The following is a 26,771-nucleotide window of genomic DNA, read 5'->3' on the forward strand; positions in this document are numbered from 1 at the left end:
TTGCACAACGGTTGCGTAATTGATCGCGTTGCATTGCACCGGCGGAAGCGGGACAATGTGATGGAAATTCAACGCTGGGAGAGACACCATGCTCGAAATTGGACATTTCATTGGCGGCAAGCGCGTTGCCGGCAAGAGCGGACGCAGCCAGGACGTGATGCAGCCGATGGACGGCTCGGTCCGTGGCAAGGTCGCGCTCGCCTCGCTGGCCGAACTGCGCGAAGCCATCGAAAACGCCAAGGCGGCGCAGCCGGCCTGGGCGGCTACCAACCCGCAGCGCCGCGTGCGCGTCCTGATGAAGTTTCTTGAGCTGGCGCAGGCCGAGATGGACGAACTGGCCGATACGCTCGCTCGCGAGCACGGCAAGACCGTCGCCGATGCCAAGGGCGACATCCAGCGCGGCCTTGAAGTCGTGGAAGTGTGCATCGGCGCGCCGCACATGCTGAAGGGCGAGTTCACTGACGCAGCCGGCCCCGGCATCGACGTCTATTCGATGCGCCAGCCGCTGGGCGTTGTCGCCGGCATCACGCCGTTCAACTTCCCGGCCATGATCCCGCTATGGAAGATCGCCCCGGCAATTGCAGCCGGCAACGCCTTCATCCTCAAGCCTTCCGAGCGCGATCCGTCCGTGCCGATGCGCATTGCGGAACTGTTCGTCGAGGCGGGCCTGCCTGCCGGCATTCTCAACGTCGTCAATGGCGACAAGGAAGTGGTCGACGGCATTCTCGATGATGCCGACATCAAGGCCATCGGCTTTGTCGGCTCGACGCCGATCGCGCAGTATATCTATGCGCGCGGCTGCGCCAACGGCAAGCGCGTGCAGTGCTTCGGCGGCGCCAAGAACCACATGATCATCATGCCGGACGCCGACATGGACCAGACCGTCGATGCGCTGATCGGTGCAGGTTACGGCTCGGCTGGCGAGCGCTGCATGGCGATCTCGGTTGCCGTTCCGGTCGGTCACGAGACCGCCGAGCGCCTGATCGAAAAGCTGGTGCCGCGCGTTGAAAGCCTCAAGGTCGGCCCGTCGACCGACTCGTCGGCAGATTTCGGCCCGGTCGTCACCAAGGAAGCGCTCGCGCGCATCAAGGGATATGTCGACACCGGTGTGCAGGAAGGCGCAAAGCTCTTGGTCGATGGCCGCAATTTCAGCCTGCAGGGCTATGAAAACGGCTACTATATGGGCGGCTGCCTGTTCGACAACGTAACCGCCGACATGCGCATCTACAAGGAAGAGATCTTCGGCCCGGTGCTGTCGATCGTCCGCGCCGCGACCTATGAGGACGCGCTGAAGCTGCCGAACGAGCATGAGATGGGCAACGGCGTTGCGATCTTCACCCGTGATGGCGATGCAGCGCGCGATTTCGCCAGCCGCGTGCAGGCTGGCATGGTCGGGATCAACGTGCCGATCCCGGTGCCGATCGCCTACTACACCTTCGGTGGCTGGAAGGCTTCCGGCTTTGGCGATCTCAACCAGCACGGTTCCGACGCGTTCCGTTTCTACACCAAGACCAAGACGGTGACGTCGCGCTGGCCCTCGGGCATCAAGGACGGTGCAGAATTCGTCATTCCGACGATGAATTGATCCCGACGGGATCGTTTATGCAAAGATGAAATGCAGGGCCCGGCGCAAGTCGGGCCTTGTCTTTTTCGCTCAATCGCGATGAATTTTGATCGTTTCTGCTGCAGCCTTGCCTGTCTGTCTTTTGACTTCCGCAGTATTCATTGTTTCAATACACATAACTGTCATATTTGATGGCTTGAAACGGGGGGTGCTGCCAGGCGATGCTGAAGACGATCACGTCCGTTCTGCGTCTTCTGGCGTGGCCTGTCACCGTTGGCATAGTTGCGATCATCGCGCTTGTGGCGCTGAGCCGGCTGGAAAACGATCTGCGTTCGGCGCTGTTTGCGCTGTGCGGGATCGGCCTGCTTGCAGCTCTGTTGCTGGTGGCGAGCCGACGAATTGCGTTCTCCGTCTATTCAGCGTTGGCGCTTGGTTTGCTCGTTGCGTTGCCCTCGATGGTGAAGGCGCGGATGACCGGCATGAGCCTGCACAGTTTCGATCTGGCACTGCTTGCCGATCCGCAGATGCTGAGATTCTTTCTGACCGGATTTGGCGCTTATGCCGTGCCGGTGCTTGCCATCGCAGCCTGCATGATCGCCGCGATGACGCTGATTTACCGCTTCGAGCAGCCGATGAAACTGAAAGTGAAACACGCGGTGCTGCTGGTGGCCGCGCCCTTGCTGATGGTTCCGCTGGCGTTGCCGGGCTGGGCTTCAGAGGGCAGCTATCTTTTCCAGGGTCGCCACATCTCTGCTTTGATGGTGTCGCTGCGGGAGTTGCCGGAACTGTGGGCCGATCATCCGCTGACGGCGCGGGTCAAGCGGGTGGCGGGTGTCGAGCCGTACGACGCGGCGTTCCAATGCGACGTGCAGGCGCGCAAGCCGGATGTGGTGATCGTGCATGCGGAATCGCAATTGCCGCCCGAGTGGATGGGAGCTGCACCGATCGCGGCATTGCGCGACACGTTCAAGTCGCAGGACGGCGTCGTTCACCGATTTGGCACCGAAACCTATGGCGGCGGGTCATGGATCACCGTGTCGAGCGTCATGGCTGGCCTGTCAGGCGCTGATTTCGGACGGATGCGGCAGTTCATTGCCAAATCACTGGTCGGCAATGTGCGCGCGAGCGTTCCGGAAATTCTGGCGCAATGCGGCTATGACACAACCGCACTGCTCGGCATGGCCTATGATCAATTCTCGCTGGGGCCTCTGCTGACCAGCCTCGGTATCGAAGAGGTTCACGATCCCGCCGAGGTGGGAATTGCCTCGATGTCGGCGCGCGACGCGCTGTATTTCGATGCGGCGCTGAAGCGGCTGCAAGAGAAGCGTGCCGCCTCCGCACGAGCACAGTTCCTTTATGTCGAAACCATGTTTACCCACTCGCCCTATGACGAGACGCTGGAGCCGGAGATGGTACTCGACGGTGAGCCGTTCAGCGCCGATCCGGTCGAGAACGAGTATTTGCGCCGGCTGGTGATTGCGCGTCACGATCTTGATGCCTTCAAGGAGCAGATCGCCAAGGATTCCGGTCCCAACGGTACCATCGTGCTGGAATATGGCGATCATCGCCCGATGGTCGAACTCGATAGCGGGACGGTTCAGCTCGCCGATTGGCGGTCCGACGCCTATGACACCTATTTCTCGTTCAGGGATTACGGTGCTGCGACCCGCCCGCTGGTCGCACCGCAACGGATGGATGCGGCGTTTCTTGGCTATTGGCTGATCGAGGCGGGCGGCATCGCCAAAGGCGGGATCATCGACGACATGGCGCAGCTGCGCGAGCGCTGTGGCGGACGGTTTCATCTGTGCGATGATGCCGGGGCGGCAGATGCAGTTCTGAGCCGGCGCGTCGAATCAGGACTGCTCACCTTGCGCCCGCTCGCCGGAAATTCGGCCACCAACTGATCTGTCAGGCCATCTGCAAGTGGCGTTGAGGGCGTGCGTTTTTTTTTGGCGTCAGGGCGGCATTTCATGGAACGAAGTCGGCCTCGGCGAATTTCTTGGACATGCCCGAATGATCGGGCCGCAAGATTCAACGAGCCGGCTAACAAGGACCAGATGCCGGCACAGGAGGCTGTCATGGCGCGCGTTCCGCTGCTCTACACCGCAATCACCGGCATGATGCTTTTCGCATCGCCGCTGGCTTCGGCGACTGACAATCAGGCGGCACGACTTCCCGCAGTGGCGCAGGCTTTCCAGCAAAGCGAACCGGACAGCGCGATGTGCGGCGCGCGCACCGACGTGTTGAACGAACTCGCCCAGCAATTCCGTGAAAAGCCGATGGCTGTCGGTCAGATCGACAGCAGCGCGGTGGTCGAGATCCTCGTCTCCGACAGCGGCAGCTGGACGATCATTGCGACCGGCACCGATGGCCAGAGCTGCATCGTCTCGACCGGTGAGGGCTTCCAGAGCACCATGCTGGTGCGCGGCGTCGACGCCTGATTTCAGCGCCGGCCGGTCTGCTCGGCCAGTTCGCGGAGCATCACCATCAGCTTTTCCGCTTCGAGCGCCGCGCGGATTTCATCGCGATCGATGATCGCGCGGATGAGTGCGACGTGGTGGGCAGCAGAGCGGGCGAGCCCCGACTCACTGTGATAGCGATACCAGAAGCGGCGGCTGTGAGTTTGCAGCGGCGCGGCAACGCGCGCCGCATAGATATTGTCCGACGCCTCAGCGATGATTTCATCGAGCAGCTTGTCGGCTTCCAGAAATGCGGACACGTCGCTGGCGACGACCGCCGCGTGCATGGCGCGCGCCGCGTCCTGAAGCTGGGTCAAGGCTGATGGCGGCGCGTGACGTGCGGCGCAGCGCGCCAGGACGGTTTCAACGCCACGACGCGCGTCGACGATCTGGACCCAATCCTGCGCCTTGAGAGGCGCGATGGCGAGACCGGCCCTGGGGCGAATTTCGATCAGACCTTCCCAGGCGAGTTTCTGGATCGCTTCGCGCACCGGTGTGCGCCCCAGCTGAAGGTTCTCGATCAAGGCCTTTTCGGTGGTGATAGCGGCCGGCGGCAACTCCAGCGTGACGATCATTTTTTCGAGCGCGTGATAGGCGCGCAGCGCTGCTGGTTCAGCGACCAATGCGACAGGTTGCAAGGGCATTCTCCATTCCGCGCAATGATATATCAGAATCGAATCCCAATTGACAAATAAGATTCCAGACAGATATATTTGTGATATATCAGATGGAGAGGCATCATGTGGGCAGGAATTTACCCGGCGGTCACCACCAAGTTCACGCAGGACGACCGGCTTGACCACGCCGAGATGGAGCGCTGTTTCGCGCTCATGATCGAGGCCGGTTGCGACGGCATCATCGTGTGCGGATCGCTGGGTGAGGGGCCGATGCTGTCGGCTGGCGAGAAGCTTGATATATTGAAGACGGCGCGCAGCGTGGCTGGCGGCAAGCCGGTGCTGCTGACCGTCAACGAAGCGGCAACGCGCGATGCATGCACCATGGGCAAAGCCGCCTCGATGGCAGGTGCCGATGGCCTGATGGTGGTGCCAAGCCCGATCTACCACACCGACCATGGCGAGACGGTGACCGTGCTGAAGTCGGTTGCGGCTGCGGCAGACTTGCCGGTGATGATCTATTCCAATCGCGTCGCCTACCGCGTCGACGTCACCTCGGCGATGCTGGAGGAACTGGCCGCGGACGAGCGCTTCGTCGCAATCAAGGAATCGTCGGATGACATTCGCCGCACGACCGAGATCGTCAATCTGTTCGGTGAGCGGTTCGACCTTTTCACCGGCGTCGACAACCTTGCTTTCGAAGCGCTGACAATGGGGGCGGTCGGCTGGGTTGCCGGGCTGGTGACGGCATTCCCGCGTGAGACGGTCGCGATCTACCAGCTGCTGAAGCAGGGACGTCGCGACGAGGCGCTGGCGATCTATCGCTGGTTCCGCCCGTTGCTCGATCTCGATGTGTCGACCTATCTGGTGCAGAATATCAAGCTGGCCGAAATCCATGCCATCGGCACCAATGACCGGGTTCGCGCGCCGCGTCTGCCATTGTCAGGACCACGCCGCGCGGCGGCGGAAAAAGTGATCCTCGACGCGCTTGCCAGCCGTCCTCAACTGCCCTCATTCTGAAAGGCAGGGAGCGACGGGCGGGGTGGATCTGAATGAAATCAGCAGGCGTTCGCAAGATTGATGTGGCCGTCGTCGGTGCCGGGATCGTCGGCATCTGCGCGGCAGTCAATCTGGTGGAGGCAGGACGCAGCGTGACTTTGTTTGATCGCACCGGTGTGTGCGAGGAAACAAGTGCAGGCAATGCAGCAGCGTTCGCATTTTCCGACGTGCTGCCGCTGGCCCAGAAGGGGATGATGCGGCAGCTGCCTGGCTGGCTGCGCGACCCGTTGGGGCCGCTGACAGTTTCGCCCTCCTATCTGCCACGGCTGATGCCGTGGCTTTTTCGCTTCTGGCGCGCGGGGTGGGTGAGCAACCATGACAGAAGCGTGGCTGCGCAAGTGGCGCTGATGCGTCTGGCCGAACAGGAGTGGCTCGACTTTCTGGATCGTTCCGGAACCAGAACGATGTTGCGCGAGCATGGCGCGCTCGAACTTTACGAAAGCGAAGCGGAGTTTCGGGCAGCGCTGCCCGGCTGGGACGTGCGCGAGCGTCATGGAATTGCGTTTCGCCATGTCGAGGGGACGGAACTGGCAGAGCTGCAGCCGGGGCTGTCGCCGCGCTTCGTCAAGGCGACCTTCGTGCCCGGCTGGAAAAACGTTTCCGACCCGAAACAACTGGGCAAGGCGATCTTTGAATATGGGCGGACGCTGGAAGGGCGGCTCCAGTTCGAGCAGCGATCCGTCGCGCAGGTCGAGGCAAATTCAGGCGGCGGGGCGCAACTGCGCTTTGCCGATGGCGAGACACTTTCCTGCAAGACGCTGGTGATTGCCGCGGGGGCGTGGTCGCATCTTTTGGCAGCGCAACTGGGCGAGCGCATCCCGCTGGAGACCGAGCGCGGCTATAACACGACGCTGCCTGCGTCGTCGTTTGATGTGAAGCGTCAGTTGATATTTCCGGGCCATGGCTTCGTGATAACGCCACTCGAAGGCGGACTGCGCGTGGGCGGCGCGGTCGAATTCGCCGGGCTGGAGCGCGCGCCAAACTATGCCCGCGCCAAGGCGATGCTGGCAAAGGCGCAGGCCTTTCTGCCGGGGCTGGACCGTGAAGGCGGGCGCGAGTGGATGGGGTTTCGCCCGTCGCTGCCCGACTCGCTGCCGGTGATCGGTCACGCCCGGCTGAGCCGCGATATCATCTACGCATTCGGTCATGGCCATCTTGGCCTGACGCAGGCTGCCGCTACGGGCCGCCTCGTTCGCGATCTGGCCGGGGGCAACGTGCCGCCGCTTGATCTGTCCTCATTTTCTCCACGACGGTTCTGACATGGCGCGACACACATTCTTCTGCATCGACGGACATACCTGCGGCAATCCCGTAAGGCTGGTGGCAGGCGGCGGGCCGCGTCTGGACGGCGCAACCATGATGGAGCGGCGGGCGCATTTTCTTGAAGAGTTCGACTGGATCCGCAAGGGGCTGATGTTCGAGCCGCGTGGCCATGACATGATGTCGGGCTCGATCCTCTATCCGCCGACCCGCGACGATTGCGACGTGGCGATCCTGTTCATCGAGACCAGCGGCTGCCTGCCGATGTGCGGTCATGGCACCATCGGCACGGTGACGATGGCGCTGGAGCAGGGGCTGGTGGCGCCGAAGCAGCCGGGGGTCTTGCGCCTCGATACGCCAGCGGGCGTTGTGATCGCGGAATATCGACGCGAGGGCGAGCATGTCGAGGAAGTGCGCATCACCAATGTGCCCTCGTTCCTCTACGCGCAAGGGCTGGAGGTGGAATGTCCTGACCTCGGGCGGCTGACGGTGGACGTGGCCTATGGCGGCAATTTCTACGCCATCGTCGACCGCCAGGAAAATTTCAGAGACATGGGCGACTACAGCGCCGGACAGCTGATCGGCTGGAGCCCGGTACTGCGGGAACGGCTCAATGCGGCGTACAGCTTTGTCCACCCCGAAAATCCGGCGATCAATCGCCTCACCCATATCCAGTGGACCGGCAAGCCCACGGTGGCGGGCGCGCATGGGCGCAATGCGGTGTTCTATGGCGACAAGGCGATTGATCGCTCGCCCTGCGGCACCGGTACCTCGGCGCGGATGGCGCAGCTGCACGCCAAGGGTCTGTTGAAGCCGGGCGATGACTTCAATCATGAGTCGATCATTGGCTCGATCTTCAAGGGACGGGTCGAGCGCGAGGTGAAGGTGGGGGACAGGCGCGCCATCGTGCCGTCGATTGCCGGCTGGGCGCGGATGACCGGGCTCAATACAATCTTTATCGACGACCGTGACCCTTTTGCCCACGGATTTTCGGTGCTGTAGTTGCGCATGCCGCTGAGGAAATCGAGTTGTACGGCTGACAATTAGAGGAAGTGACTGATCGCCATATCGTTTTGGCCGGTCAGGTCGACAGCAGACGACCCGTTCATTTGTACGACTACTATGCCTTCCAAGGTGTTGGCCGCATAAATGACAGTCGAGAGTTGAAATAATATCGTTGCATTCCGGCTGCGAGTGACTACCACTAGGCGTAACCAAATAAAGAGGAATGCGTCGTTCGACGACATTCTCGAGGGGTCGCATAAGCAATGGAATATTTCGTACAGCAGCTTATCAACGGGCTGACGCTGGGCTCCATCTACGGTCTGATCGCAATCGGCTACACGATGGTTTACGGCATCATCGGAATGATCAATTTCGCCCATGGCGATATCTTCATGATCGGTTCCTTCATCGCGTTGACCGTTTTCCTTATTCTCACCAGCGTGTTGGGATTCACCTTCCTGCCGCTGGTTCTCCTGCTCGCGCTGGTCGTGGCGATGCTGTTCACCTCGGCCTGGGGCTGGACGGTCGAACGTCTCGCTTATCGACCGTTGCGCGGCTCGTTTCGTCTCGCGCCGCTGATCACCGCCATCGGCATGTCGATCGTGCTGCAGAACTTCGTGCAGGTCACGCAGGGCGCACGCGTCAAGCCGCTGCCGCCGCAAATTCAGGGTGGCATCACCCTGATGGAAGGCTCGACGGCAAATGGCGCCATCGTGGTGCAGCTGTCCTACATGCAGATCATCATCATCGTCACGACCGTGGTGCTGATGACCGCGTTTACGCTGCTGATCACCCGCACCTCGCTGGGCCGGGCGCAGCGCGCCTGCGAACAGGACCGCAAGATGGCGGCGCTGCTGGGCGTCAATGTCGACCGCACGATCTCGCTGACCTTCGTCATGGGCGCAGCGCTTGCGGCGGTGGCAGGCATGATGTTCCTGCTGCTCTATGGCGTGATCGATTTCTACATCGGCTTTCTTGCCGGCGTGAAAGCGTTCACGGCGGCGGTGCTGGGGGGCATCGGCTCGCTGCCGGGCGCAATGCTCGGCGGGTTGCTGATCGGCCTGATCGAAGTGTTCTGGTCGGGCTATTTCAGCGTCGAATACAAGGATGTGGCGGCGTTTTCGATCCTCGCCATCGTGCTGATCTTCCTGCCTTCCGGCCTTCTGGGCAAACCTGAAGTGGAGAAGGTGTGATGTCAGTGGCTGCCATGGATAAAAACGGCAACGGCAACACGTTCGCCGCATCGCTCAAGGATGCCGCAATGGCGGCTTTCCTTGCCGCAGTTCTCGGGTTCTTCTTCCTCGCCTTGCGCACGGACATCGTGCCCGGAGGACTGGCGATCACAACCCGCTGGGGATTGTGGTTCACTGCTATCGCCATCGTTTTCGGCGTTCGTCTTCTGCTCAACCTGTTCGTTTTCAAGACGGACCGGCCGGTGACGGGGATGTTGTCGGGAGCGGGTGCAGGGCTCGGCGCAAGAGTGCCGGGACTTGGCAAGTGGCTGGGCCGGGCGCTGTTCCTGTTTGCGCTGGTGCTGCCGTTCTTCTTCACCAGTTTCTTTCCCGGCCAGCAGCGCCAGTTCATCGATCTGGCGATCCTGATCATGACCTACATCATGCTCGGCTGGGGCCTGAATATCGTGGTCGGGCTCGCGGGGCTTCTCGATCTCGGCTATGTCGCATTCTATGCCGTGGGCGCTTATTCCTTCGCGCTGCTGTCGACCCATTTCGAGTTCATCGGCTTCTGGAGCGCGCTGCCGCTGGCAGGCCTGCTGGCTGCGTTCTGGGGCGTCATTCTCGGCTTTCCGGTGCTGCGCCTGCGCGGTGACTACCTCGCCATCGTGACGCTCGCCTTCGGCGAAATCATCCGTGTCGTCCTGCTCAACTGGTATGATTTCACCGGCGGGCCGAACGGCATTTCGGGCATTCCGAAGCCGACTTTCTTCGGGCTCGAATTCACGCGCGGGGAGGGTGGCTTTGCCGATTTCTTCGGGCTCGAATTTTCGACCATCCACCGCTTCATCTATCTCTATTACATCATCTTCATCCTCGCGATCATCACCAATATCGTGACGATGCGGTTGCGCCGCCTGCCGATTGGCCGGGCGTGGGAAGCGCTGCGCGAGGACGAGATCGCCTGCCGCTCGCTCGGCATCAACACCACCAACACCAAGCTGACGGCGTTCGCCATCGGCGCGATGTTCGGCGGCTTTGCCGGTTCGTTCTTTGCCACCCGGCAGGGCTTCATCTCGCCCGAAAGCTTCAGCTTCCTGGAATCGGCGATCATCCTCGCCATCGTGGTTCTGGGTGGGCTCGGCTCGCAGATCGGTGTCGTCATCGCCTCGGTGGTGATGATCGGCGGGATCGAACTGTTGCGTAACATCGGCTTCCTGGGCCAGATTTTCGGCGACGGGTTCGACCCGACGCAGTACCGCATGCTGATCTTCGGGCTGGCGATGGTGCTGATCATGGTGTGGAAGCCGCGCGGCATCGTTTCAACCAGAGAACCTTCCGTGGCGCTCAAGAAGAAAAACAAGATCGGCTCCGACATGGTGGCTCAGGGGGAGGGACACTGATGGCTGTTGCAGCAGTGCAAGCGCCGGACGTGACCGGCACCCAGAATTCGTGGGATAATGATCCGGCTCTCACCGTCGAGCATCTGACGATGCGCTTTGGTGGTCTGGTCGCGATCAACGATCTGTCGTTCAATGTCGGGCGGGGCGAAATCACTGCCCTGATCGGGCCGAACGGAGCTGGCAAGACAACCGTCTTCAACTGCGTCACCGGCTTCTACAAGCCGACCGAGGGGCGCATTGCCATGCGCCACGGGCCGGGCCAGCAGCTCGACGCGATCAGGCAGCTGACGGCGGGCGGACTGAAGTCGCAGAAGACGCCTGAAGGCGGCGTCTTCCTGCTGGAACGGATGCCCGACTTCGAGATTTCGCAGAAGGCGAAAGTCGCGCGCACCTTCCAGAACATCCGCCTGTTTGGCGGCATGACGGTGCTGGAAAACCTCCTGGTGGCGCAGCACAACCGGCTGATGGTGGCCTCCGGCTTCACGCTGGGCGGCATCGTCGGACTGCCCGGATTCCGCAAGGCCGAGCAGGAAGCGATCGACAAGGCGGTCTACTGGCTGGAACAGGTCCGGCTGATCGACCGCGCGGACGACCCGGCGGCCGATCTGCCCTATGGCGATCAGCGCCGGCTGGAAATTGCCCGCGCGATGTGCACGGAGCCGTTGCTGTTATGTCTCGATGAACCGGCAGCTGGCCTCAACCCGCGCGAATCGTCGGAACTGAACGAGCTTCTGCAATATATCCGCAAGAACCATGAGACCTCGATCCTGCTGATCGAGCACGACATGGGTGTGGTGATGGAGATTTCGGACCATATCATCGTGCTCGACTATGGCGTGAAGATCTCCGATGGCGATGCCAATTTCGTGCGCAACGATCCCCGCGTGATTGCCGCCTATCTCGGCGTCGATGACGAGGAAATCGAGGAGCAGCCCGAAATCGCCGCACTGGTCGTCCAGGCAATCGGCGAAGAGGCGGTGGAGGAAGCCGGATTGACGATCCCGAAAGGCACCGTTGACGAAGACGGCAAGACGGGAGGCGACGCATGAGCAGCCAAGCACAGGACGCCCTCCTTTCGGTGCGTGGCGTCGAGACTTATTACGGCAAGATCATCGCGCTGCGCGGCGTCGACATGGATGTCCATCGCGGCGAGATCGTGACCTTGATCGGCGCCAATGGCGCCGGCAAATCGACGCTGATGATGACCATCTGCGGCACGCCGCAGGCCAGACGCGGCTCGATCCACTATGACGGGCAGGACATCACGACGATGCCGACGCATGAAATCATGCGGCGGGGCATTGCCCAGTCGCCTGAAGGACGCCGGATCTTTCCCCGCATGACAGTGCTGGAAAACCTCCAGATGGGGGCGCAACTTGTCGACCCGCGTCATTTCAGGGACGATCTCGATAAGGTTTACGCGCTGTTTCCGCGTCTGCGCGAGCGGGCGGCCCAGCGCGGCGGAACATTGTCAGGCGGCGAGCAGCAAATGCTGGCGATCGGGCGCGCCCTGATGAGCCGGCCCAAGCTCCTGCTTCTGGACGAGCCTTCGCTGGGGCTGGCGCCGCTGATCGTCAAGCAGATTTTCGGCGCGGTGCTCGAACTCAATCGCACCGAAGGGCTGACAGTATTCCTCGTCGAGCAGAACGCCTTTCACGCGCTGAAGCTGGCGCATCGCGGCTATGTGATGGTCAATGGCCGCATCACGATGAGTGGCACCGGCGCAGAACTCCTGAAACGCGATGAAGTTCGTGCAGCCTACCTTGAAGGCGGCGTTCACTGAGCGGAGAGCGAACATGGAACATCAGAACACGCTTATCTGGGAAGTCACCATGTGGGAGTTCCTGTTTGTCACGGTCATCCTGGCAGGCGGGGCCGCCTATATGACGGGCCGCGCGATGGCGAATGTGTGGAATGGCATCGGGCAGCTGATCGTCTACATGGTGCTTTTGGCGCTGGCGACGCGGTTCATTCATTTCGCCCTGTTTCAGGGCACGCTGCTGTCGCTGCACTATTATCTCGTCGACCTGATCGTGCTGGTCTGCATCGGTCTTGTCGGCTTCAGGGTGACGCGGCGCAAGCAGATGGCACGACAATATGGCTTCCTCGGCGCAGAGCAGCGGGGTTGACACAGCAGATGAAAGTCGCGGCTTACAGTTTACTGTCTTTTACGTTCGAAAGAACTGGTCTTTATTTAACCGGAGATTTCGGTTTCTATACCAATCAAGCGGGTCGCAAGCACTCGCAGGTCGTCGGGTCCGGGATCGACACCATCCCTTCCGGCGCATCATCGTCTGGTGTTTAATGGGAGCGAGCATGAAAAAGATACTTTTGGCAGGCGTTGCGCTTGGCGTCGCATTTTCCGGCCCCGCATTCGCTGACATTCTCATCGGAACTGCCGGGCCGATGACGGGGCAGTACGCCTCGTTCGGTGCGCAGTTCAAGATTGGCGCCGAACAGGCCGTCGAGGACATCAATGCCGCTGGTGGCGTCAATGGCGAAATGCTGAAACTGTTTGTCGGCGACGACGCATGCGACCCCAAGCAGGCCGTTGCTGTCGCCAACCAGGCCGCTTCGGAAGGCGTGGTCTTCATGGCCGGTCACTTCTGCTCAGGCTCGTCAATCCCGGCTTCGGAGGTCTATTTCGAAGAAGGCATCATCCAGATTTCGCCCGGCTCGACCAACCCGACCTACACCGACAATCGACCGGGGCCTGGCATCTACCGCATGTGCGGCCGCGATGACCAGCAGGGCGATGTTGCCGGCGCTTTCCTGATGGACAAGTTTGCCGACAAGAAGATCGCTTTCGTTCACGACAAGACCGCTTATGGCAAGGGTCTCGCCGACGCGACGATGGCGGTCTATGAAAAGCTCGGCGGCAAGCCTGCCATGTACGAAGCCTATACGGCTGGCGAAAAGGATTATAACGCGCTGGTCTCGAAGCTGAAGGCCGAGGGCATTGGCGTTCTCTATGTCGGCGGTTATCACACCGAGGCCGGTTTGATGGCGCGCCAGATGCGCGAGCAGGGGCTCGACACCGTGATGGTTTCGGGCGACGCGCTCGTCACCGACGAGTTCTGGGCGATCACCGGCGATGCCGGCGAAGGCACGCTGATGACATTCTCGCCGGACCCGCGCAAGAACCCCGACATTGCGCCGCTGGTCGAGAAGTTCCGCGCCAAGGGCGTCGAGCCGGAAGGCTATGTGCTGTACACCTACGCAGCGATCCAGGCCTGGACCGATGCGGCCAAGGCGGCCGGCTCCACCGATCGTGAGGCTGTCATCAAGCAGCTCGACGACAGCACGTTCAAGACCGTTCTGGGCGATTCAAACTTCGACGAGAAGGGCGACATCAAGCTGCCGGGCTACGTTTTCTACGAGTGGAAGAACGGCAGCTACGACTATCTCGAGAACTGATAGCAGCCGAAACGTTGCTGATCTGAAAAAAACCCGGCGGGAAACTGCCGGGTTTTTTTGTAGCCACGAAAATATTGCAAAGCACCATTTTGGGTTGCGTTGCAGCATTGTGCGCGTATTCTCCGCCCCAACGAATTTCTGTTCGCAGGGAGAGAGCCGCGTGAAGATCAGGAAGCTACTCGTCGCCAACCGTTCCGAAATCGCAATCCGCGTATTTCGGGCTGCCAATGAACTGGGCATTACCACGGTTGCAATCTGGGCTGAGGAGGACAAATACGCGCTGCACCGCTTCAAGGCGGACGAATCCTATCAGGTCGGGCGCGGCCCGCATCTGCAGCGTGATCTGGGGCCAATCGAGAGCTATCTGTCGATCGAGGAAGTGATCCGTGTCGCCCGGCTGTCCGGCGCAGATGCGATCCATCCAGGTTATGGGCTGCTTTCCGAAAGCCCCGAATTTGCCGATGCGTGTGCGCAAGCCGGCATCCTGTTCATCGGTCCTCGCCCCGACACCATGCGCAAGCTTGGCAACAAGGTTGCGGCGCGCAACCTTGCCATCGATGTGGGCGTGCCGGTGATCCCGGCAACGCAACCGCTGCCGGACGACATCGAAGAGGTGGCGCGGATGGCCGACGAGATCGGCTATCCGCTGATGCTCAAGGCCTCCTGGGGCGGCGGCGGGCGCGGCATGCGCGTCATCCGCGCAAGAGAGGATCTGGCGCGCGAGGTCAACGAAGCACGGCGCGAGGCCAGGGCCGCCTTCGGCAAGGACGAGGTCTATCTGGAAAAGCTGATCGAGCGCGCGCGCCACGTCGAGGTGCAGGTGCTCGGCGACACGCATGGCAATGCCGTGCATCTGTTCGAGCGCGATTGCTCGATCCAGCGGCGCAACCAGAAGGTCGTCGAACGCGCGCCGGCACCCTATCTGGACGACGCCCAGCGCAACGAACTGAGCGGCTACGCGCTGAAGATTGCCAGGGCGACGGATTATGTCGGCGCAGGCACGGTCGAGTTCCTGATGGATGCCGACACCGGCAAATTCTACTTCATCGAGGTCAATCCGCGCATTCAGGTTGAGCATACGGTGACCGAGCAGGTGACCGGCATCGACATCGTCAAGGCGCAGATCCATCTGCTGGAAGGCGCGGTGATCGGAACGCCGGAATCAGGCGTGCCGGCGCAGGCCGACATTCATCTCAACGGTCACGCGCTTCAGTGCCGCATCACCACCGAAGACCCCGAGCAGAATTTCATCCCCGATTATGGCCGCATTACCGCCTACCGCTCGGCTGCCGGTTTCGGCATCCGGCTCGATGGCGGCACGGCCTATTCGGGCGCGATCATCACCCGCTATTACGACCCGCTGCTGGTCAAGGTGACCGCGTCGGGCGCGACGGCGGACGAAGCGATCGCACGCATGGAGCGGGCGCTGCGCGAATTCCGCATTCGCGGCGTGGCGACCAATCTGACCTTTCTCGAAGCGATCATCGGCCATCCGCATTTCCGCGACAATTCCTATACGACGCGCTTCATCGACTCGACGCCGGAACTGTTCACCCATGTGCGTCGCCAGGACCGCGCCACCAAGCTTCTGAACTATCTTGCCGATGTGACGGTCAACGGCCATCCCGAGACGCGCGGTCGACCGCAACCGGATGCGCATGTCGCCGCGCCGCGCGTGCCCTATATCGAAGCGGACATTCAGGACGGCACGCGCCAGCTTCTGGAAGAACTCGGGCCGCGCAAATTTGCCGAATGGATGCGGGCACAAGAGCGGGTGCTGGTGACTGACACGACGATGCGCGATGGGCATCAGTCGCTGCTGGCAACCCGGATGCGCACCTTCGACATTGCCGGTATTGCGGGGGTCTATGCGCGTGCGCTGCCGCAGCTTTTGTCGCTGGAATGCTGGGGCGGAGCGACATTCGACGTGTCGATGCGGTTCCTGACCGAAGACCCTTGGGAGCGGCTCGCCAAGGTGCGCGAGGCGGCCCCAAACGTGTTGCTGCAGATGTTGCTGCGTGGGGCAAACGGCGTCGGCTACACCAACTATCCCGACAATGTCGTGCGCTATTTCGTCAAGCAGGCGGCGGAGGGCGGGATCGACCTTTTCCGTGTTTTCGACTGTCTCAACTGGGTCGAGAACATGCGCGTGGCGATGGACGCGGTGATCGAGGAAGGCAAGCTGTGCGAGGCCGCGATCTGCTATACCGGCGATATTCTTGACCCGGAACGCGCCAAGTATGACCTGAAATACTATGTCTCGCTGGCGAAGGAACTGGAGGCGGCGGGCGCGCATATCATCGCGGTCAAGGATATGGCGGGGCTTTTGAAGCCAGCGGCGGCGAAAGTGCTTTTCAGGACGCTGCGCGAGGAAACCGAGCTTCCGATCCATTTCCACACCCACGACACATCCGGCATTGCGGCTGCGACCGTGTTGGCGGCGGTGGAGGCGGGTGTTGATGCGATCGACGCGGCAATGGACGCACTGTCGGGCAATACGTCTCAACCGTGCCTCGGCTCAATCGTGCAGGCGCTGCACGGCGATGCGCGCGATACGGGGCTCGATGCCGACTGGATCCGTCGCATCTCGTTCTATTGGGAAGGCGTGCGCAACCAGTATCGCGCTTTTGAGAGTGACCTGAAGGGGCCGGCTTCCGAGGTCTATCTGCATGAGATGCCGGGAGGCCAGTTCACCAATCTGAAGGAGCAGGCACGCAGCCTTGGGCTTGACGCGCGCTGGAACGAAGTGGCGCAGGCCTATCACGACGTCAACCTGATGTTCGGTGATATCGTCAAGGTGACGCCATCCTCGAAGGTGGTGGGCGACATGGCGCTGATGATGGTAAGCCAGGACCTCACCGTCGCCGATGTCGAAAATCCCCACAAGGATATCGCGTTCCCGGATTCGGTGGTGTCGATGCTGCGTGGCGATCTGGGGCAATCTCCGGGCGGCTGGCCGGAGGGCTTGCAGAAAAAGGCGCTGAAGGGCGACACGCCGATCACCGTGCGACCGGGCTCGCTGCTGGCGCCGGCTGATCTTGACGCGGACCGGGCGGGCATCGAGCAGACGCTGGAGCGCGAACTGTCGGATGCGGAATTCGCCTCCTGGCTGATGTATCCGAAAGTGTTCACCGATTTTGCCGCTGCACAGGGCGAATATGGGCCGGTGAGCGTCCTGCCGACTCCGTCCTATTTCTACGGAATGGCACCGGAAGAAGAGGTTCAGGTCGATATCGAACGCGGCAAGACGCTGGTCATCCGTTGTCTTGCGCTCGGCGATACCGACGACAAGGGCATGGTGACGGTGTTTTTCGAGCTGAACGGACAGCCGCGCCGCGTGAAGGTGCCGGACCGCCGACATGGCGCCGCCGCAAGCCGCGCGCGACGCAAGGCGGAGCCCGGCAATGCCGGACACGTTGCTGCGCCAATGCCAGGCGCAGTCTCGACCGTTCTGATCAAGGTCGGCCAGAAGGTGGCTGCTGGAGACGTGCTGTTGTCGCTGGAGGCGATGAAGATGGAGACGGCACTGCATGCCGAGCGCGACGGCGAGATCGCCGAAGTGCTCGTGGTGGCGGGCGATCAGGTCGACGCCAAGGATCTGCTCGTCGTCTATTCGTAGGACAGGAAGCTCTTGTAGACATAGCCGGAGCGGCCTTCATAGACGGTCGCGCACCAGTTGCAGTCGGCTTCGGCCTGAATGCGGGTGCGCGCCGGCACCACGGCCAGCACTTCGGCCTCGTCGCTCGGGCCGGAGCGCATGTTGACATGGCCGGTGGTGGTGGCGTTGCGCAGATTGTCGGCCGTGCCGATGGCGGTCTGGCCGGAGGTACTGTCGGAAGCATCATGGCCTCGAGCGCGCTGGTTCGATTCCAGCGCTGCGATCTCGGCCTCGGTTTCGGCGACCTCGACCGAAGGCAGCAGCGCGTTTCCGGTTGGAATTGCAGAAAGGATTGATCCGGTTGCGGCGGGGTCAGGCGCGGCCTGAACTGTCGCACCTTCGTCGCTGATCGTCGCTTCAGTCACCGCTGCTGGCTCTTGTGCAGGCGGCGTGGCCGGTTGAACGGAAGCGGTTTGCGCGATCGTTGCCGCAGGCTCCTGTTGAGCGGGTGCTTGCGCCTCGATATCTGCCGTATGAAGCAGGCTGGCGATCACGACGACCAGCGCCAGGCCACCGACAATTGTGAAAGCGATGGGGGCGAGGGCAGATGGCAGACGCTCGCTGAAGGAGATCGGGGGGCTCGATTGCTGGGACAGGGGTGAAAGGAAAGGTGTTTCCTTTGGTGGTTTGGCCCTGAAAAACCTTTTCATGACAGGATTCTCCGCTCGTGCGGCCATCGGCGAAATCGCTTCGTCAGCAAAAAAAGATCGCCGGGGCTCTCGCAGCTTTCTTGGAACCGGAATGTGGCCGGTATTGGTCCGTATTGCGGCAATCCCACATCGTGATCTGCTGCGTGTGAATGCGCGACGCCCGCGTAGTCACAATGGCGCTTGACGGCAGCCTGAACCGATCTAGCGTGCGCCCCGGATGAAGGGTTTCGGCATGACCATTACAGAACGACAGGCCCGGTTTGGACGATGGGCAATGACGGCGATGTTTCTCGCCAACGGGTTCATCATCGGCAGCTGGGCACCGCAGATTCCGCTGGTGATGAGCCGGCTTGCGATCAACGAGACATTGCTCGGCGTGCTCATCCTGCTGTTCGGGATAGGCGCTTTGATCGCCATGCCGTCCTGCGGCTATCTGATGGGACGCCATGGCTCTCGCCGGGTGTTGCGGGTGTTCGCGCTGATGTCCTGTCTTGGACTGCCGCTGGTGGTGCTTGCGCCAAACTTCTGGGCGGTGATGCCGGCGATGGTGTTTTTCGGCGCGGCTGTCGGCGGCATGGACGTGACCATGAACACCAATGCGGTGGCCGTCGAACAGCATCTGGGCCGTGCCATCATGTCGTCTTCGCATGGCTTCTGGAGCCTTGGCGGATTCTTTGGCGGCGGTCTCGGTGGCATCGCCATTCAGAAGGCCGGCTATCTGGTCCATGCCGGGGTCGTGACGGGCGTCGTGCTCGCCGTGGTTCTGACAGCGTGGCATTTTCTGCTGGCCGATCCGCACCGGCAGGTTGATGAACACAGGCAGGCGACCAGGTTTTCCTGGCCGTCCAGTCCCCTGATCTATCTGATCGGGTCTGTGGCGCTGTTTTCAATGATCCCGGAAGGGGCGGTGCTCGACTGGGCTGCGCTCTATCTGCAGCAGGAGCTGGGGGCGGACATTGCAATGGCAGGTTTTGCCTTCGCCGCCTTCTCCGGTGCAATGGCTGTGATGCGCTTTCTGGGCGATCGGGTGCGGGCACGATTTGGGGCGGTTCGCACGCTGCGTGTTTCGGCTCTGATTGCCGCGACCGGGATACTCGTGGCCGGTCTTGCAACGTCGCCGCTAGTGGCGATCGGCGCTTTCGCCTTTGCCGGTCTGGGGATCGCCAACATGGTGCCGATCGCATTTTCGGCGGCCGGCAATCAGGATGGCGTGGCACCGGGAACCGGGATGAGTGTCGTGACGACGATGGGCTATTCCGGGATTCTGGTTGCGCCTTCGGTCGTTGGGTTCGTCGGCGAGCGCACGGGTTTTGGACCCATTTATGTGGCGCTCGCCGTCTTGCTCGTGATCGTCTGCGTGAAGGCCGACCTGGTGCGCAGCGCGGACTTCACCCATCGGCGCTAAAGCGCTGTTGTTGCTAGATGCGTCCCATCAGAAGCAGGATCAGCACCACCACCAGAATGACGCCGAGAATGCCGGATGGACCATAGCCCCAGCCGCGCGAATGCGGCCATGCGGGAATGGCACCGAGGAGGATGAGGACGAGAATGATAACGAGAATTGTACCGAGTGACATGGTGACCCCTTCGCAAAATGCGTCAACGGGAAAACAATGTCTGGTGGTCTGGAATGGTTCCCGGCGACACGCATGATGTGTCGCCGGGCTTAAGGTTTATTCGGCTGGTCCTTGTGCCGGCTGGACAGCTTCGCTGCCAGTCGAAACGGCACCGCTCTTCTTGCGGCCAAACAGGCGGGCGAAGAAGCCAGGCTGACCTTCGGGCCGCTTGTCACGCGTGAACGCCATCAGTGCCGACGGCGTGACGACCAGCGTCAAAACGGTCGCGAAGGCGAGGCCGTAGACGATGGCACTCGACAGCGAGATCCACCACTGGGTCGACGGCGCATTGATTGTCGTCTCGTGGTGGAACAGTTCGAGGCCAAGACCGAAGGCAATCGGCAGCACGCCGAGAATTGCCGCGGCGGCGGTGAGAACCACCGGGCGCGCACGCTCGCGGCAGGTCTGTAGCACCGCGTCCATCTTGTTCCAGCCTTCCTCGCGCAACCGGTCATAGGTGTCGATCAGCACGATGTTGTTGTTGACCACCACGCCGGCGAGCGCGATCACGCCGATGCCCGACATGATGATACCGAAGGGCTGACCGGTCAGCAGAAGGCCGAGGAACACGCCGATCGTGGCCATCACCACGGTCATCAGCACGAGCAGCACGCTGGTGAACTTGTTGAACTGGGCGAGGAGGACAATGAAGATCAGGAAGATCGCCGCGCCAAAGGCGTTGGCGAGGAAGGCGCTGGCATCGTCGCTTTCCTGGCTGGAGCCGGCAAGCTTCCACTTGGCCGTGCCCAGATCCATCGCTCCAACCGTTTTCGCAACCTCGTCCTGAACATTCGCCACCTGCATGCCGGAGGCAACGTTGGCCTGAACCACAATGGTGCGCTCGCCGTCGATGCGGTTGAGAACACCGGAGCGCGGCTCGGGCTTGCGGGTGATGAAGTTGGAGATCGGCACCGCGCCCTGAGCCGTCTCGACGCGCAACTGGTCGAGCGTCGACAAAGTGCGGCGGTCTTCCGGCAGGCGCAGACGAATGTCGACGGCGTCGTCGGACCCGGCGGGGCGGTAATCGGTCAGCTTCAGGCCCGAGGTCACGAGACTCACGACCGTTCCGACCATGCCGGGGCTGACGCCATACTGCGCCGCCTTGGTGCGGTCGATGGTCAGCGCCCAGTCGACGCCGGGTGGCGGCAGGCCGTCCTGGATGTCGATGACGCCGGGAATGCTGGCGATGGCCGCCGCAACCTTGCGGGCGTGGTCATCGAGACCGGCGGGGTCTGCCGCAGAGAGGCGGATCTGGATCGGCTTGCCGGTCGGCGGGCCGGCGTCGGGCACACGCACCTCGACCTCGACGCCGGGGATGCCGGCCATCACCGCACGCAGATCATCGAGGATTTCATGGGCGGGCTTGCGCTCGCGCCAGTCGACGAATTCGTACTGGATGACGCCGACGACGTCTTCGGGCACGTCCTGCGCACCGCGGGTCTGGCCAACGCGGGTATAGACAGATTTGACGCCAGGCCAGCCAAGCAGACGGTCCTCGGCGGTCCGCGTCGCAGCGTCCATCTCGGCAAGCGAGAGATTGCCGCGCGCATGGACGTAGAGCAGGCCGTAGTCGGGTTCGACATTGGGGAAGAACTCGACGCCTGCGCCATAATGTGAATAGGCGAACATCACGCCGACGAGCAGGCCGACGGCCCCCATCAGCACGGTTTTGGGGAACTGGACCGCCTTCTTGACCACCGCCATGTACCAGCCGTCGCGGTTCTCGTGCTCTTCGTGGACATGGGCCTTGGCAAAGCGTGCGCCGATGGTCGGCGTGAACACCAGCGCGTAGAGCATCGAGGCGGCGAGCGTGACGATCAGCGTGATCGGCATGTATTTCATGAAGTCGCCGATGATGCCGGGCCAGAACAGCAGCGGCGAGAAAGCGGCGATACGGGTCAGCGTGGCGGCGGCCACGGGGCCGGCCATACGCTTGGCGGCAAGCTCGAACGCCTGCTCGCGCGGCATGCCTTCCGACATGCGCCGTTCGGCAAATTCGACCACGATGATCGCGTCGTCCACCAGCATGCCGACCGCCAGAATGAGGCTGAACAGCACGATCATGTTGATGGTGAAGCCCATCAGCGCCAGCATTAGGATGCCCATCAGGAAGGATGACGGGATCGCCAGCCCGATGATGACCGACGAACGCCCCGACAGGGCGTAGAGGATGACGATGAAGACCAGGATGACGGCGATCAGAACGTGGTTCTGGAGCTCGCCGAGAAGCTGGTTGATGAAGACCGACTTGTCCTGCGTGTAGGTGACAGTCATGCCTTCCGGCAGCTGCTCCTGAAACGCCAGCGCGATCTGCTTCACCTCATCAACTGTGTCGACGAGATTGGCTCCGGTCCGCTTCTTGACCTCGATGGCGATGGCCTGCTGACCGTCGAGCCGCGTGATCGTCTCGGCGTCGGCGTGCGAGGAGCGGATCGTGGCCAGATCCTGCGCGCGCACGACTGCGTTGGGGCCGGCGACGATGGGCAGGTTGGCAACGTCCTCGACGGTTTCGATGAGGGCCGGAACCTTGACCGCATAGCGCCCTTCCGCGCCCTGGAGCGCACCGGCGGCAACAAGACTGTTCGACGCGCCGACGCCCTGCAGCAACTGGTCAAGCCGCAGGCCGTAGGACGACAGCTTCATCGGGTCGATGATGACCTCGACCAGATCGTCGCGCGCGCCGCGCAGATCGGCTTCAAGCACGCCCGGCACTTCCTCGATGCGGTCGCGCAGCTGGCGTGCCGCAGAAGTCAGCGTCCGCTCGGGCACATTGCCGGACAGCGAGACGACGAGGACCGGGAACTCGGAGATGTTGACTTCGTTGACGGTTGGCTCTTCCGCACCCGACGGAATGTCGCGCTTGGCGTCATCGACCTTGTTGCGGGTGTCGTCGAGCGCGGTCTTGAGATCGGTCGACGGGTCGAATTCGAGCAGGACATAGCCGCCGCCCTCATAGGCGGCGGAGCGCATTTCCTTGACGCCGCGAATGCTCTTCAGGCGGGTTTCGACCGGCCGCAGCAACAGGCGCTCGGAATCTTCCGGCGAAATGCCCTGATAGATCAGGCTGACATAGATGATCGGAATGGCAACGTCCGGCTCGGCTTCCTTGGGAATCGAGACATAGGCCAATGACCCGGCGATCATCAAAAAGACGAGCGTGGTCAGTGTCAGCCTTGCGTTGCGAATGGCTAGCTTGACGATATCCATCAGGACCCGTGCTCCGGATTGTTACTGGGTCGAGCCGGTCGCTTCGCTGACCAGCTTGTTGATGGTCGCAGCGTCGGCCTCCACGGGCGTGACGGTGTCGCCTTCGGAAATCAGTTCCTGGCCGGCCACGATGATCCGGGCATCGTCAGGGATGCCGGCAAGGATCAGGCCGCCTGCCGTGTCGTCAACAAGGTCGATCGGGTAGAACACCACCTTGTTGTCCGGGTCGACGGCGCGGATGCCAAGATCGCCCTCGCCGCTGAGCGTCACCACGGAACGCGGCAGAATGATTGCCGGCACAGGGGCTGCGCGCAGGGTGATTTCTGCTGTCATGCCGGCCGGCACCGCTCCGTTCGGGTTGGGGATGGCGACTTCGACACGGAAGGTGCGTGTCGCGGAGGTTGCGTCGCGGCTGACATGGCGGATGGCGCCCTCAACCTCGGTGCCATCGACAAGACGCACGCTGGCGGCATCGCCAGCCTTGACGTAGCCAAGGTCGCGCTCGGAGATTTCGCCGCGGGCCAGGATCGGGTCGAGATTGAGCAAGGTGGCGACAGGCGCGCCAGCCTGCGCCGAACTGCCAAGCTCGACGTCGACCTTGTCGATGACGCCGTCGAACGGCGCCTTGACGGTGTTGCGTTCCAGATCAGCGACCGCTGCTTCGAGCTGCGAACGGGCGGCGGCAAGCGCGGAAAGGACAGTGTCGAGCTGCAGCTTGGGCGCGCTGCCCTGCTGGTTGAGGCGGCGGGCGGCTGTGGCCTCGGCCTCGCGCTGTGCAAGCAGCTGGCGCGCGGTTTCGACGGTGGCCTCCTTGCCTTCAGCTTCCAGCTTGACGATCAGGTCACCTGCCTTGACGCGCTGGCCGAGCTTGACCGGCAGTTCCTCGACGATGCCGGGTGCGCGGGTGGCCAGCACGGCGCGCTTGTCCGCATCGGTAAAGCCGGAGATGCGGATGGCGCGGGCATGATCGGCGCGCGGTGGCGTGACGACGGCGACAGTGCGCATCGGCGCTGCGGCCTTGACCGGAGCCTCGGAAGGTTTTGCCCCGTCTTCACTGGCCGCGCTGCCTACGGATGAAAATTCGCCGGTAAGAACCCATGCGGCAGTTGCAATCAACACAGCGACCGCCGCGACTTTATGAAATTTCAATTTTGCCATTGCCGGTATCCATCGGGCGCACCTGCGCCATCTGCCCCTGCGGAAGATGCCGATATGGGAGCTTTGTGATGCTCGTTCAATCGGGAAGCCACAAGAAGGATCGAAAGTGCCCGACTTCTATACCTTTTTCATCAGGCAATATAGTCGCATTTGGCAGCAGAATATCGCCGTGCGGCAGGATGGCTCAACTGCCGTTGCCGGCCCATGTTTTGCCGCTCAGCTTGAGGGGGAAGATCACCGTGATCTTTACTGCGCGGTCCAGCCGCCATCGATCGACAGGGTGGTGCCGGTGATCTGGGCGGCATCGTCGGAACAGAGGTAGGCCACCGAAGCGCCGATCTCCTCGACGGTCGCAAATTGTTTCGATGGCTGCTTGGCGAGGATCACGTCGTGGATCGTGCGCTCGCGGTCGTAGCCGAGTTCGCGCGCCCGGTCGCTGATCTGCGTTTCGACCAGCGGTGTCAGGACGAAGCCGGGGCAGATCGCGTTACAGGTGACGCCCTTGCCGGCAAGTTCGAGTGCGACGGTCTTGGTCAGTCCGACGACGCCGTGTTTGGCGGCAACATAGGCGGACTTGTTGGGGGAGGCGCGCAGGCCATGGGCCGACGCAATATTGACGATGCGGCCCCAGCCCTGTTCGCGCATCGTCGGGACAGATGCCGCAATGGTGTGGAACGCCGATGACAGGTTGATGGCGATGATCGCGTCCCAGCGCTCGGTGGGGAATTCGTCCACGGGCGCGACATGCTGGATGCCGGCATTGTTGACGAGGATGTCCACGCCATCGAAATGGGCGATGGTCTTTTCGACGAGGGCGCGGCAGTCGGCAGGTTTGCTCATGTCGGCCTTGATGTAGACCGCCTCGACGCCGTGACGCTCGGCAATCTTGCGCGCTGTGCTGTGGTCCTCGCTGGTTTCGGAAAACGAGTTGATGACGAGGTTGCAGCCCTTCGCGGCCAGCGCATGCGCGCTTGCCAGGCCAATACCAGAAGTCGATCCGGTCACGATTGCGGTCTTTCCAGTCAGCATCGCCATGTCTATTGCTCCAGCTTCGCCGTTGAACCTTATTTCGGCTTCGATTGATTGCCAACGCCGGTAGCGTTTTTACGGTAGCTGTCTTTCTCCTGCCGATTTTGCCAGATTGTGCTAGAAGCGCGGGCAAGCTGGAGTTTTTTCGCTCGACGCAATTGCGAACGCAAAACCGCTTCGCACTTTTGCTGGAATTGCTCTAGATATCTGCTGCCTGCCAAGCATGGATGAGTGAACCGATGCAGCCCTTCCTTGATCGCCCTCTTGAACGCCTCCGCAAGGTTGGAGTCCGTGTCGGAGATGTTGTTGTTGGCGGCGGCGCGCCGGTCGTCGTCCAGTCGATGACCAATACCGATACCGCCGATGTTGATGGCACGGTCGCACAGGTGGCCGCGCTGCATCGTGCAGGCTCGGAAATGGTGCGCATCACCGTGGACCGCGATGAGAGCGCGGCGGCGGTGCCGCATATTCGCGACCGGCTGGCGCGTCTTGGCGTCAATGTTCCGCTGATCGGCGACTTTCACTATATCGGCCACAAGCTGCTGGCCGATCATCCCGACTGTGCCGCCGCGCTGGCGAAATATCGCATCAATCCCGGCAATGTCGGCTTCAAGGACAAGCGCGACAAGCAGTTTGCCGAAATCATCGAACTGGCGATCCGCCATGACAAGCCGGTTCGTATCGGCGTCAATTGGGGATCGCTCGACCAGGATTTGCTGACGCGGCTGATGGACGAGAACCAGAAGGCCGGATCGCCGCTGACAGCGGTGGAAGTGATGCGCGAGGCGATCGTGCAGTCGGCGCTGATCTCGGCCGAACTGGCAGAGGAAATCGGCCTGCCGCGCGACAGGATCATCCTGTCGGCCAAGGTCAGTCAGGTTCAGGATCTGATCGCGGTCTATGTTGAACTCGCCAAACGCTCGGATCATGCACTGCATCTGGGTCTGACCGAAGCCGGCATGGGAACGAAGGGCGTTGTCGCTTCGTCTGCCGCAATGGGCATCCTTTTGCAGCAGGGCATCGGCGATACGATCCGGATTTCGCTGACGCCGGAACCGGGCGGTGACCGCACCCGCGAAGTCCAGGTGGCGCAGGAACTGCTGCAGACGATGGGCTTCCGCCAGTTCGTGCCGATCGTTGCGGCGTGCCCCGGTTGCGGGCGCACGACATCAACGGTGTTCCAGGAATTGGCGGCGACGATCCAGGACGATCTGCGCCGGAACATGCCGGTGTGGCGCGAGAAATATCCGGGCGTCGAAGAGTTGAAGGTCGCGGTGATGGGCTGCATCGTCAACGGCCCCGGCGAATCCAAGCATGCCGATATCGGCATCTCGCTTCCGGGCACTGGCGAAACCCCGGCAGCGCCCGTGTTCATCGACGGCGAGAAGGCGATGACGTTGCGCGGACCGGCGATCGCCGATGACTTCCAGAAGCTGCTGGCCGACTATATCGAGCGACGTTTTGGTGCCGGCCGTCAGGCCGCCGAATAAAGCTTCGTCA

21 protein-coding genes are annotated in these 26,771 nt (G+C 62.0%); 15 read left to right on the forward strand and 6 right to left on the reverse strand.

Annotation, left to right across the window (positions count from 1 at the left end):
- The first annotated feature begins 88 nt into the window (after positions 1 to 88).
- From BMZ42_RS03795 to BMZ42_RS03805, 3 genes are all read left to right on the forward strand, one after another.
- Positions 89 to 1,585 (forward strand): CoA-acylating methylmalonate-semialdehyde dehydrogenase, encoded by a 1,497-nt coding sequence (locus BMZ42_RS03795; RefSeq protein ID WP_091518804.1) that lies wholly within the window; start codon positions 89 to 91, stop codon positions 1,583 to 1,585.
- Positions 1,586 to 1,785: 200 nt separating this feature from the next.
- Positions 1,786 to 3,468 carry an alkaline phosphatase family protein gene (locus BMZ42_RS03800; RefSeq protein ID WP_091518807.1) on the forward strand — a complete coding sequence of 561 codons (1,683 nt, stop codon included), beginning with the start codon at positions 1,786 to 1,788 and terminating at the stop codon, positions 3,466 to 3,468.
- A 174-nt stretch (positions 3,469 to 3,642) separates the two neighbouring features.
- Positions 3,643 to 4,005 carry a hypothetical protein gene (locus BMZ42_RS03805; protein ID WP_139207833.1) on the forward strand — a complete coding sequence of 121 codons (363 nt, stop codon included), beginning with the start codon at positions 3,643 to 3,645 and terminating at the stop codon, positions 4,003 to 4,005.
- A 2-nt stretch (positions 4,006 to 4,007) separates the two neighbouring features.
- Here BMZ42_RS03805 and BMZ42_RS03810 read toward each other — a convergent pair whose 3' ends face one another.
- A complete protein-coding gene (locus BMZ42_RS03810) occupies positions 4,008 to 4,667 on the reverse strand; it encodes a GntR family transcriptional regulator (RefSeq protein WP_091518812.1) in 660 nt (219 codons plus the stop codon).
- Positions 4,668 to 4,763: 96 nt separating this feature from the next.
- Here BMZ42_RS03810 and BMZ42_RS03815 point away from each other — a divergent pair, with 96 nt between their 5' ends.
- The 10 genes from BMZ42_RS03815 (at position 4,764) to pyc (ending at position 17,572) form a co-directional block, all read left to right on the forward strand.
- A complete protein-coding gene (locus BMZ42_RS03815) occupies positions 4,764 to 5,657 on the forward strand; it encodes a dihydrodipicolinate synthase family protein (RefSeq protein WP_091518814.1) in 894 nt (297 codons plus the stop codon).
- 32 nt (positions 5,658 to 5,689) lie between these two features.
- The gene (locus BMZ42_RS03820) at positions 5,690 to 6,955 is read left to right on the forward strand and encodes an NAD(P)/FAD-dependent oxidoreductase (RefSeq protein WP_091518817.1); all 1,266 of its coding nucleotides are present in this window, start codon (positions 5,690 to 5,692) and stop codon (positions 6,953 to 6,955) included.
- 1 nt (position 6,956) lies between these two features.
- Positions 6,957 to 7,958 (forward strand): 4-hydroxyproline epimerase, encoded by a 1,002-nt coding sequence (locus tag BMZ42_RS03825; protein WP_091518818.1) that lies wholly within the window; start codon positions 6,957 to 6,959, stop codon positions 7,956 to 7,958.
- A 266-nt stretch (positions 7,959 to 8,224) separates the two neighbouring features.
- Positions 8,225 to 9,154 carry an ABC transporter permease subunit gene (locus BMZ42_RS03835; RefSeq protein ID WP_091518821.1) on the forward strand — a complete coding sequence of 310 codons (930 nt, stop codon included), beginning with the start codon at positions 8,225 to 8,227 and terminating at the stop codon, positions 9,152 to 9,154.
- The gene (livM, locus tag BMZ42_RS03840) at positions 9,154 to 10,536 is read left to right on the forward strand and encodes a high-affinity branched-chain amino acid ABC transporter permease LivM (protein ID WP_210185200.1); all 1,383 of its coding nucleotides are present in this window, start codon (positions 9,154 to 9,156) and stop codon (positions 10,534 to 10,536) included. Before BMZ42_RS03835 ends, livM begins: the two co-directional genes overlap by 1 nt.
- Positions 10,536 to 11,585 (forward strand): ABC transporter ATP-binding protein, encoded by a 1,050-nt coding sequence (locus BMZ42_RS03845; protein WP_091518824.1) that lies wholly within the window; start codon positions 10,536 to 10,538, stop codon positions 11,583 to 11,585. The genes livM and BMZ42_RS03845 overlap by 1 nt, the downstream gene beginning before the upstream one ends.
- The gene (locus BMZ42_RS03850; protein ID WP_091518826.1) at positions 11,582 to 12,319 is read left to right on the forward strand and encodes an ABC transporter ATP-binding protein; all 738 of its coding nucleotides are present in this window, start codon (positions 11,582 to 11,584) and stop codon (positions 12,317 to 12,319) included. Before BMZ42_RS03845 ends, BMZ42_RS03850 begins: the two co-directional genes overlap by 4 nt.
- A gap of 13 nt (positions 12,320 to 12,332) precedes the next feature.
- Positions 12,333 to 12,665, forward strand: a complete 333-nt coding sequence (locus tag BMZ42_RS03855) for a DUF6867 family protein (RefSeq protein WP_091518828.1) — start codon at positions 12,333 to 12,335, stop codon at positions 12,663 to 12,665.
- 187 nt (positions 12,666 to 12,852) lie between these two features.
- Positions 12,853 to 13,953, forward strand: coding sequence for a branched-chain amino acid ABC transporter substrate-binding protein (locus BMZ42_RS03860; RefSeq protein WP_091518831.1), 1,101 nt, complete (start codon positions 12,853 to 12,855; stop codon positions 13,951 to 13,953).
- A 160-nt stretch (positions 13,954 to 14,113) separates the two neighbouring features.
- Entirely contained in the window at positions 14,114 to 17,572 is a 3,459-nt protein-coding gene (pyc, locus tag BMZ42_RS03865; protein ID WP_091518833.1) for a pyruvate carboxylase, read from the forward strand.
- Here pyc and BMZ42_RS03870 read toward each other — a convergent pair.
- Positions 17,563 to 18,261 (reverse strand): SH3 domain-containing protein, encoded by a 699-nt coding sequence (locus tag BMZ42_RS03870; protein WP_175556622.1) that lies wholly within the window; start codon positions 18,259 to 18,261, stop codon positions 17,563 to 17,565. The genes pyc and BMZ42_RS03870 overlap by 10 nt on opposite strands.
- 232 nt (positions 18,262 to 18,493) lie before the next feature.
- Here BMZ42_RS03870 and BMZ42_RS03875 point away from each other — a divergent pair, with 232 nt between their 5' ends.
- Complete coding sequence (locus tag BMZ42_RS03875; protein ID WP_091518988.1) at positions 18,494 to 19,666, forward strand: MFS transporter; 1,173 nt, start codon at positions 18,494 to 18,496, stop codon at positions 19,664 to 19,666.
- A 13-nt stretch (positions 19,667 to 19,679) separates the two neighbouring features.
- Here BMZ42_RS03875 and BMZ42_RS03880 read toward each other — a convergent pair whose 3' ends face one another.
- The 4 genes from BMZ42_RS03880 to BMZ42_RS03895 all read right to left on the reverse strand — a co-directional run bounded on the left by BMZ42_RS03880 (position 19,680) and on the right by BMZ42_RS03895 (position 25,271).
- The gene (locus BMZ42_RS03880; protein WP_091518837.1) at positions 19,680 to 19,838 is read right to left on the reverse strand and encodes a DUF3309 family protein; all 159 of its coding nucleotides are present in this window, start codon (positions 19,836 to 19,838) and stop codon (positions 19,680 to 19,682) included.
- A gap of 96 nt (positions 19,839 to 19,934) precedes the next feature.
- A complete protein-coding gene (locus BMZ42_RS03885; RefSeq protein ID WP_091518840.1) occupies positions 19,935 to 23,084 on the reverse strand; it encodes an efflux RND transporter permease subunit in 3,150 nt (1,049 codons plus the stop codon).
- A 21-nt stretch (positions 23,085 to 23,105) separates the two neighbouring features.
- Positions 23,106 to 24,242, reverse strand: coding sequence for an efflux RND transporter periplasmic adaptor subunit (locus BMZ42_RS03890; RefSeq protein WP_091518842.1), 1,137 nt, complete (start codon positions 24,240 to 24,242; stop codon positions 23,106 to 23,108).
- Positions 24,243 to 24,488: 246 nt separating this feature from the next.
- Positions 24,489 to 25,271 (reverse strand): 3-hydroxybutyrate dehydrogenase, encoded by a 783-nt coding sequence (locus BMZ42_RS03895; RefSeq protein WP_091518991.1) that lies wholly within the window; start codon positions 25,269 to 25,271, stop codon positions 24,489 to 24,491.
- Positions 25,272 to 25,510: 239 nt separating this feature from the next.
- On the opposite strand from BMZ42_RS03895, the gene ispG reads away from it, so the two are divergent.
- Entirely contained in the window at positions 25,511 to 26,761 is a 1,251-nt protein-coding gene (ispG, locus tag BMZ42_RS03900; protein WP_091518845.1) for a flavodoxin-dependent (E)-4-hydroxy-3-methylbut-2-enyl-diphosphate synthase, read from the forward strand.
- Positions 26,762 to 26,771: the final 10 nt, after the last annotated feature.

Source organism: Aquamicrobium aerolatum DSM 21857, assembly GCF_900113935.1.
Classification (GTDB): domain Bacteria; phylum Pseudomonadota; class Alphaproteobacteria; order Rhizobiales; family Rhizobiaceae; genus Aerobium; species Aerobium aerolatum.

What these genes read in the sequence shown, in the direction of transcription:
- BMZ42_RS03795 (WP_091518804.1), top strand. Translation starts at nt 89, where the DNA reads ATGCTCGAAATTGGACATTTCATTGGCGGCAAGCGCGTTGCCGGCAAG.
- BMZ42_RS03800 (WP_091518807.1), top strand. Translation starts at nt 1,786, where the DNA reads ATGCTGAAGACGATCACGTCCGTTCTGCGTCTTCTGGCGTGGCCTGTC.
- BMZ42_RS03805 (WP_139207833.1), top strand. Translation starts at nt 3,643, where the DNA reads ATGGCGCGCGTTCCGCTGCTCTACACCGCAATCACCGGCATGATGCTT.
- BMZ42_RS03810 (WP_091518812.1), bottom strand. Translation starts at nt 4,667, where the DNA reads ATGCCCTTGCAACCTGTCGCATTGGTCGCTGAACCAGCAGCGCTGCGC.
- BMZ42_RS03815 (WP_091518814.1), top strand. Translation starts at nt 4,764, where the DNA reads ATGTGGGCAGGAATTTACCCGGCGGTCACCACCAAGTTCACGCAGGAC.
- BMZ42_RS03820 (WP_091518817.1), top strand. Translation starts at nt 5,690, where the DNA reads ATGAAATCAGCAGGCGTTCGCAAGATTGATGTGGCCGTCGTCGGTGCC.
- BMZ42_RS03825 (WP_091518818.1), top strand. Translation starts at nt 6,957, where the DNA reads ATGGCGCGACACACATTCTTCTGCATCGACGGACATACCTGCGGCAAT.
- BMZ42_RS03835 (WP_091518821.1), top strand. Translation starts at nt 8,225, where the DNA reads ATGGAATATTTCGTACAGCAGCTTATCAACGGGCTGACGCTGGGCTCC.
- livM (WP_210185200.1), top strand. Translation starts at nt 9,154, where the DNA reads ATGTCAGTGGCTGCCATGGATAAAAACGGCAACGGCAACACGTTCGCC.
- BMZ42_RS03845 (WP_091518824.1), top strand. Translation starts at nt 10,536, where the DNA reads ATGGCTGTTGCAGCAGTGCAAGCGCCGGACGTGACCGGCACCCAGAAT.
- BMZ42_RS03850 (WP_091518826.1), top strand. Translation starts at nt 11,582, where the DNA reads ATGAGCAGCCAAGCACAGGACGCCCTCCTTTCGGTGCGTGGCGTCGAG.
- BMZ42_RS03855 (WP_091518828.1), top strand. Translation starts at nt 12,333, where the DNA reads ATGGAACATCAGAACACGCTTATCTGGGAAGTCACCATGTGGGAGTTC.
- BMZ42_RS03860 (WP_091518831.1), top strand. Translation starts at nt 12,853, where the DNA reads ATGAAAAAGATACTTTTGGCAGGCGTTGCGCTTGGCGTCGCATTTTCC.
- BMZ42_RS03870 (WP_175556622.1), bottom strand. Translation starts at nt 18,261, where the DNA reads ATGAAAAGGTTTTTCAGGGCCAAACCACCAAAGGAAACACCTTTCCTT.
- BMZ42_RS03875 (WP_091518988.1), top strand. Translation starts at nt 18,494, where the DNA reads ATGACCATTACAGAACGACAGGCCCGGTTTGGACGATGGGCAATGACG.
- BMZ42_RS03880 (WP_091518837.1), bottom strand. Translation starts at nt 19,838, where the DNA reads ATGTCACTCGGTACAATTCTCGTTATCATTCTCGTCCTCATCCTCCTC.
- BMZ42_RS03885 (WP_091518840.1), bottom strand. Translation starts at nt 23,084, where the DNA reads ATGGATATCGTCAAGCTAGCCATTCGCAACGCAAGGCTGACACTGACC.
- BMZ42_RS03890 (WP_091518842.1), bottom strand. Translation starts at nt 24,242, where the DNA reads ATGGCAAAATTGAAATTTCATAAAGTCGCGGCGGTCGCTGTGTTGATT.
- BMZ42_RS03895 (WP_091518991.1), bottom strand. Translation starts at nt 25,271, where the DNA reads ATGCTGACTGGAAAGACCGCAATCGTGACCGGATCGACTTCTGGTATT.
- ispG (WP_091518845.1), top strand. Translation starts at nt 25,511, where the DNA reads ATGCAGCCCTTCCTTGATCGCCCTCTTGAACGCCTCCGCAAGGTTGGA.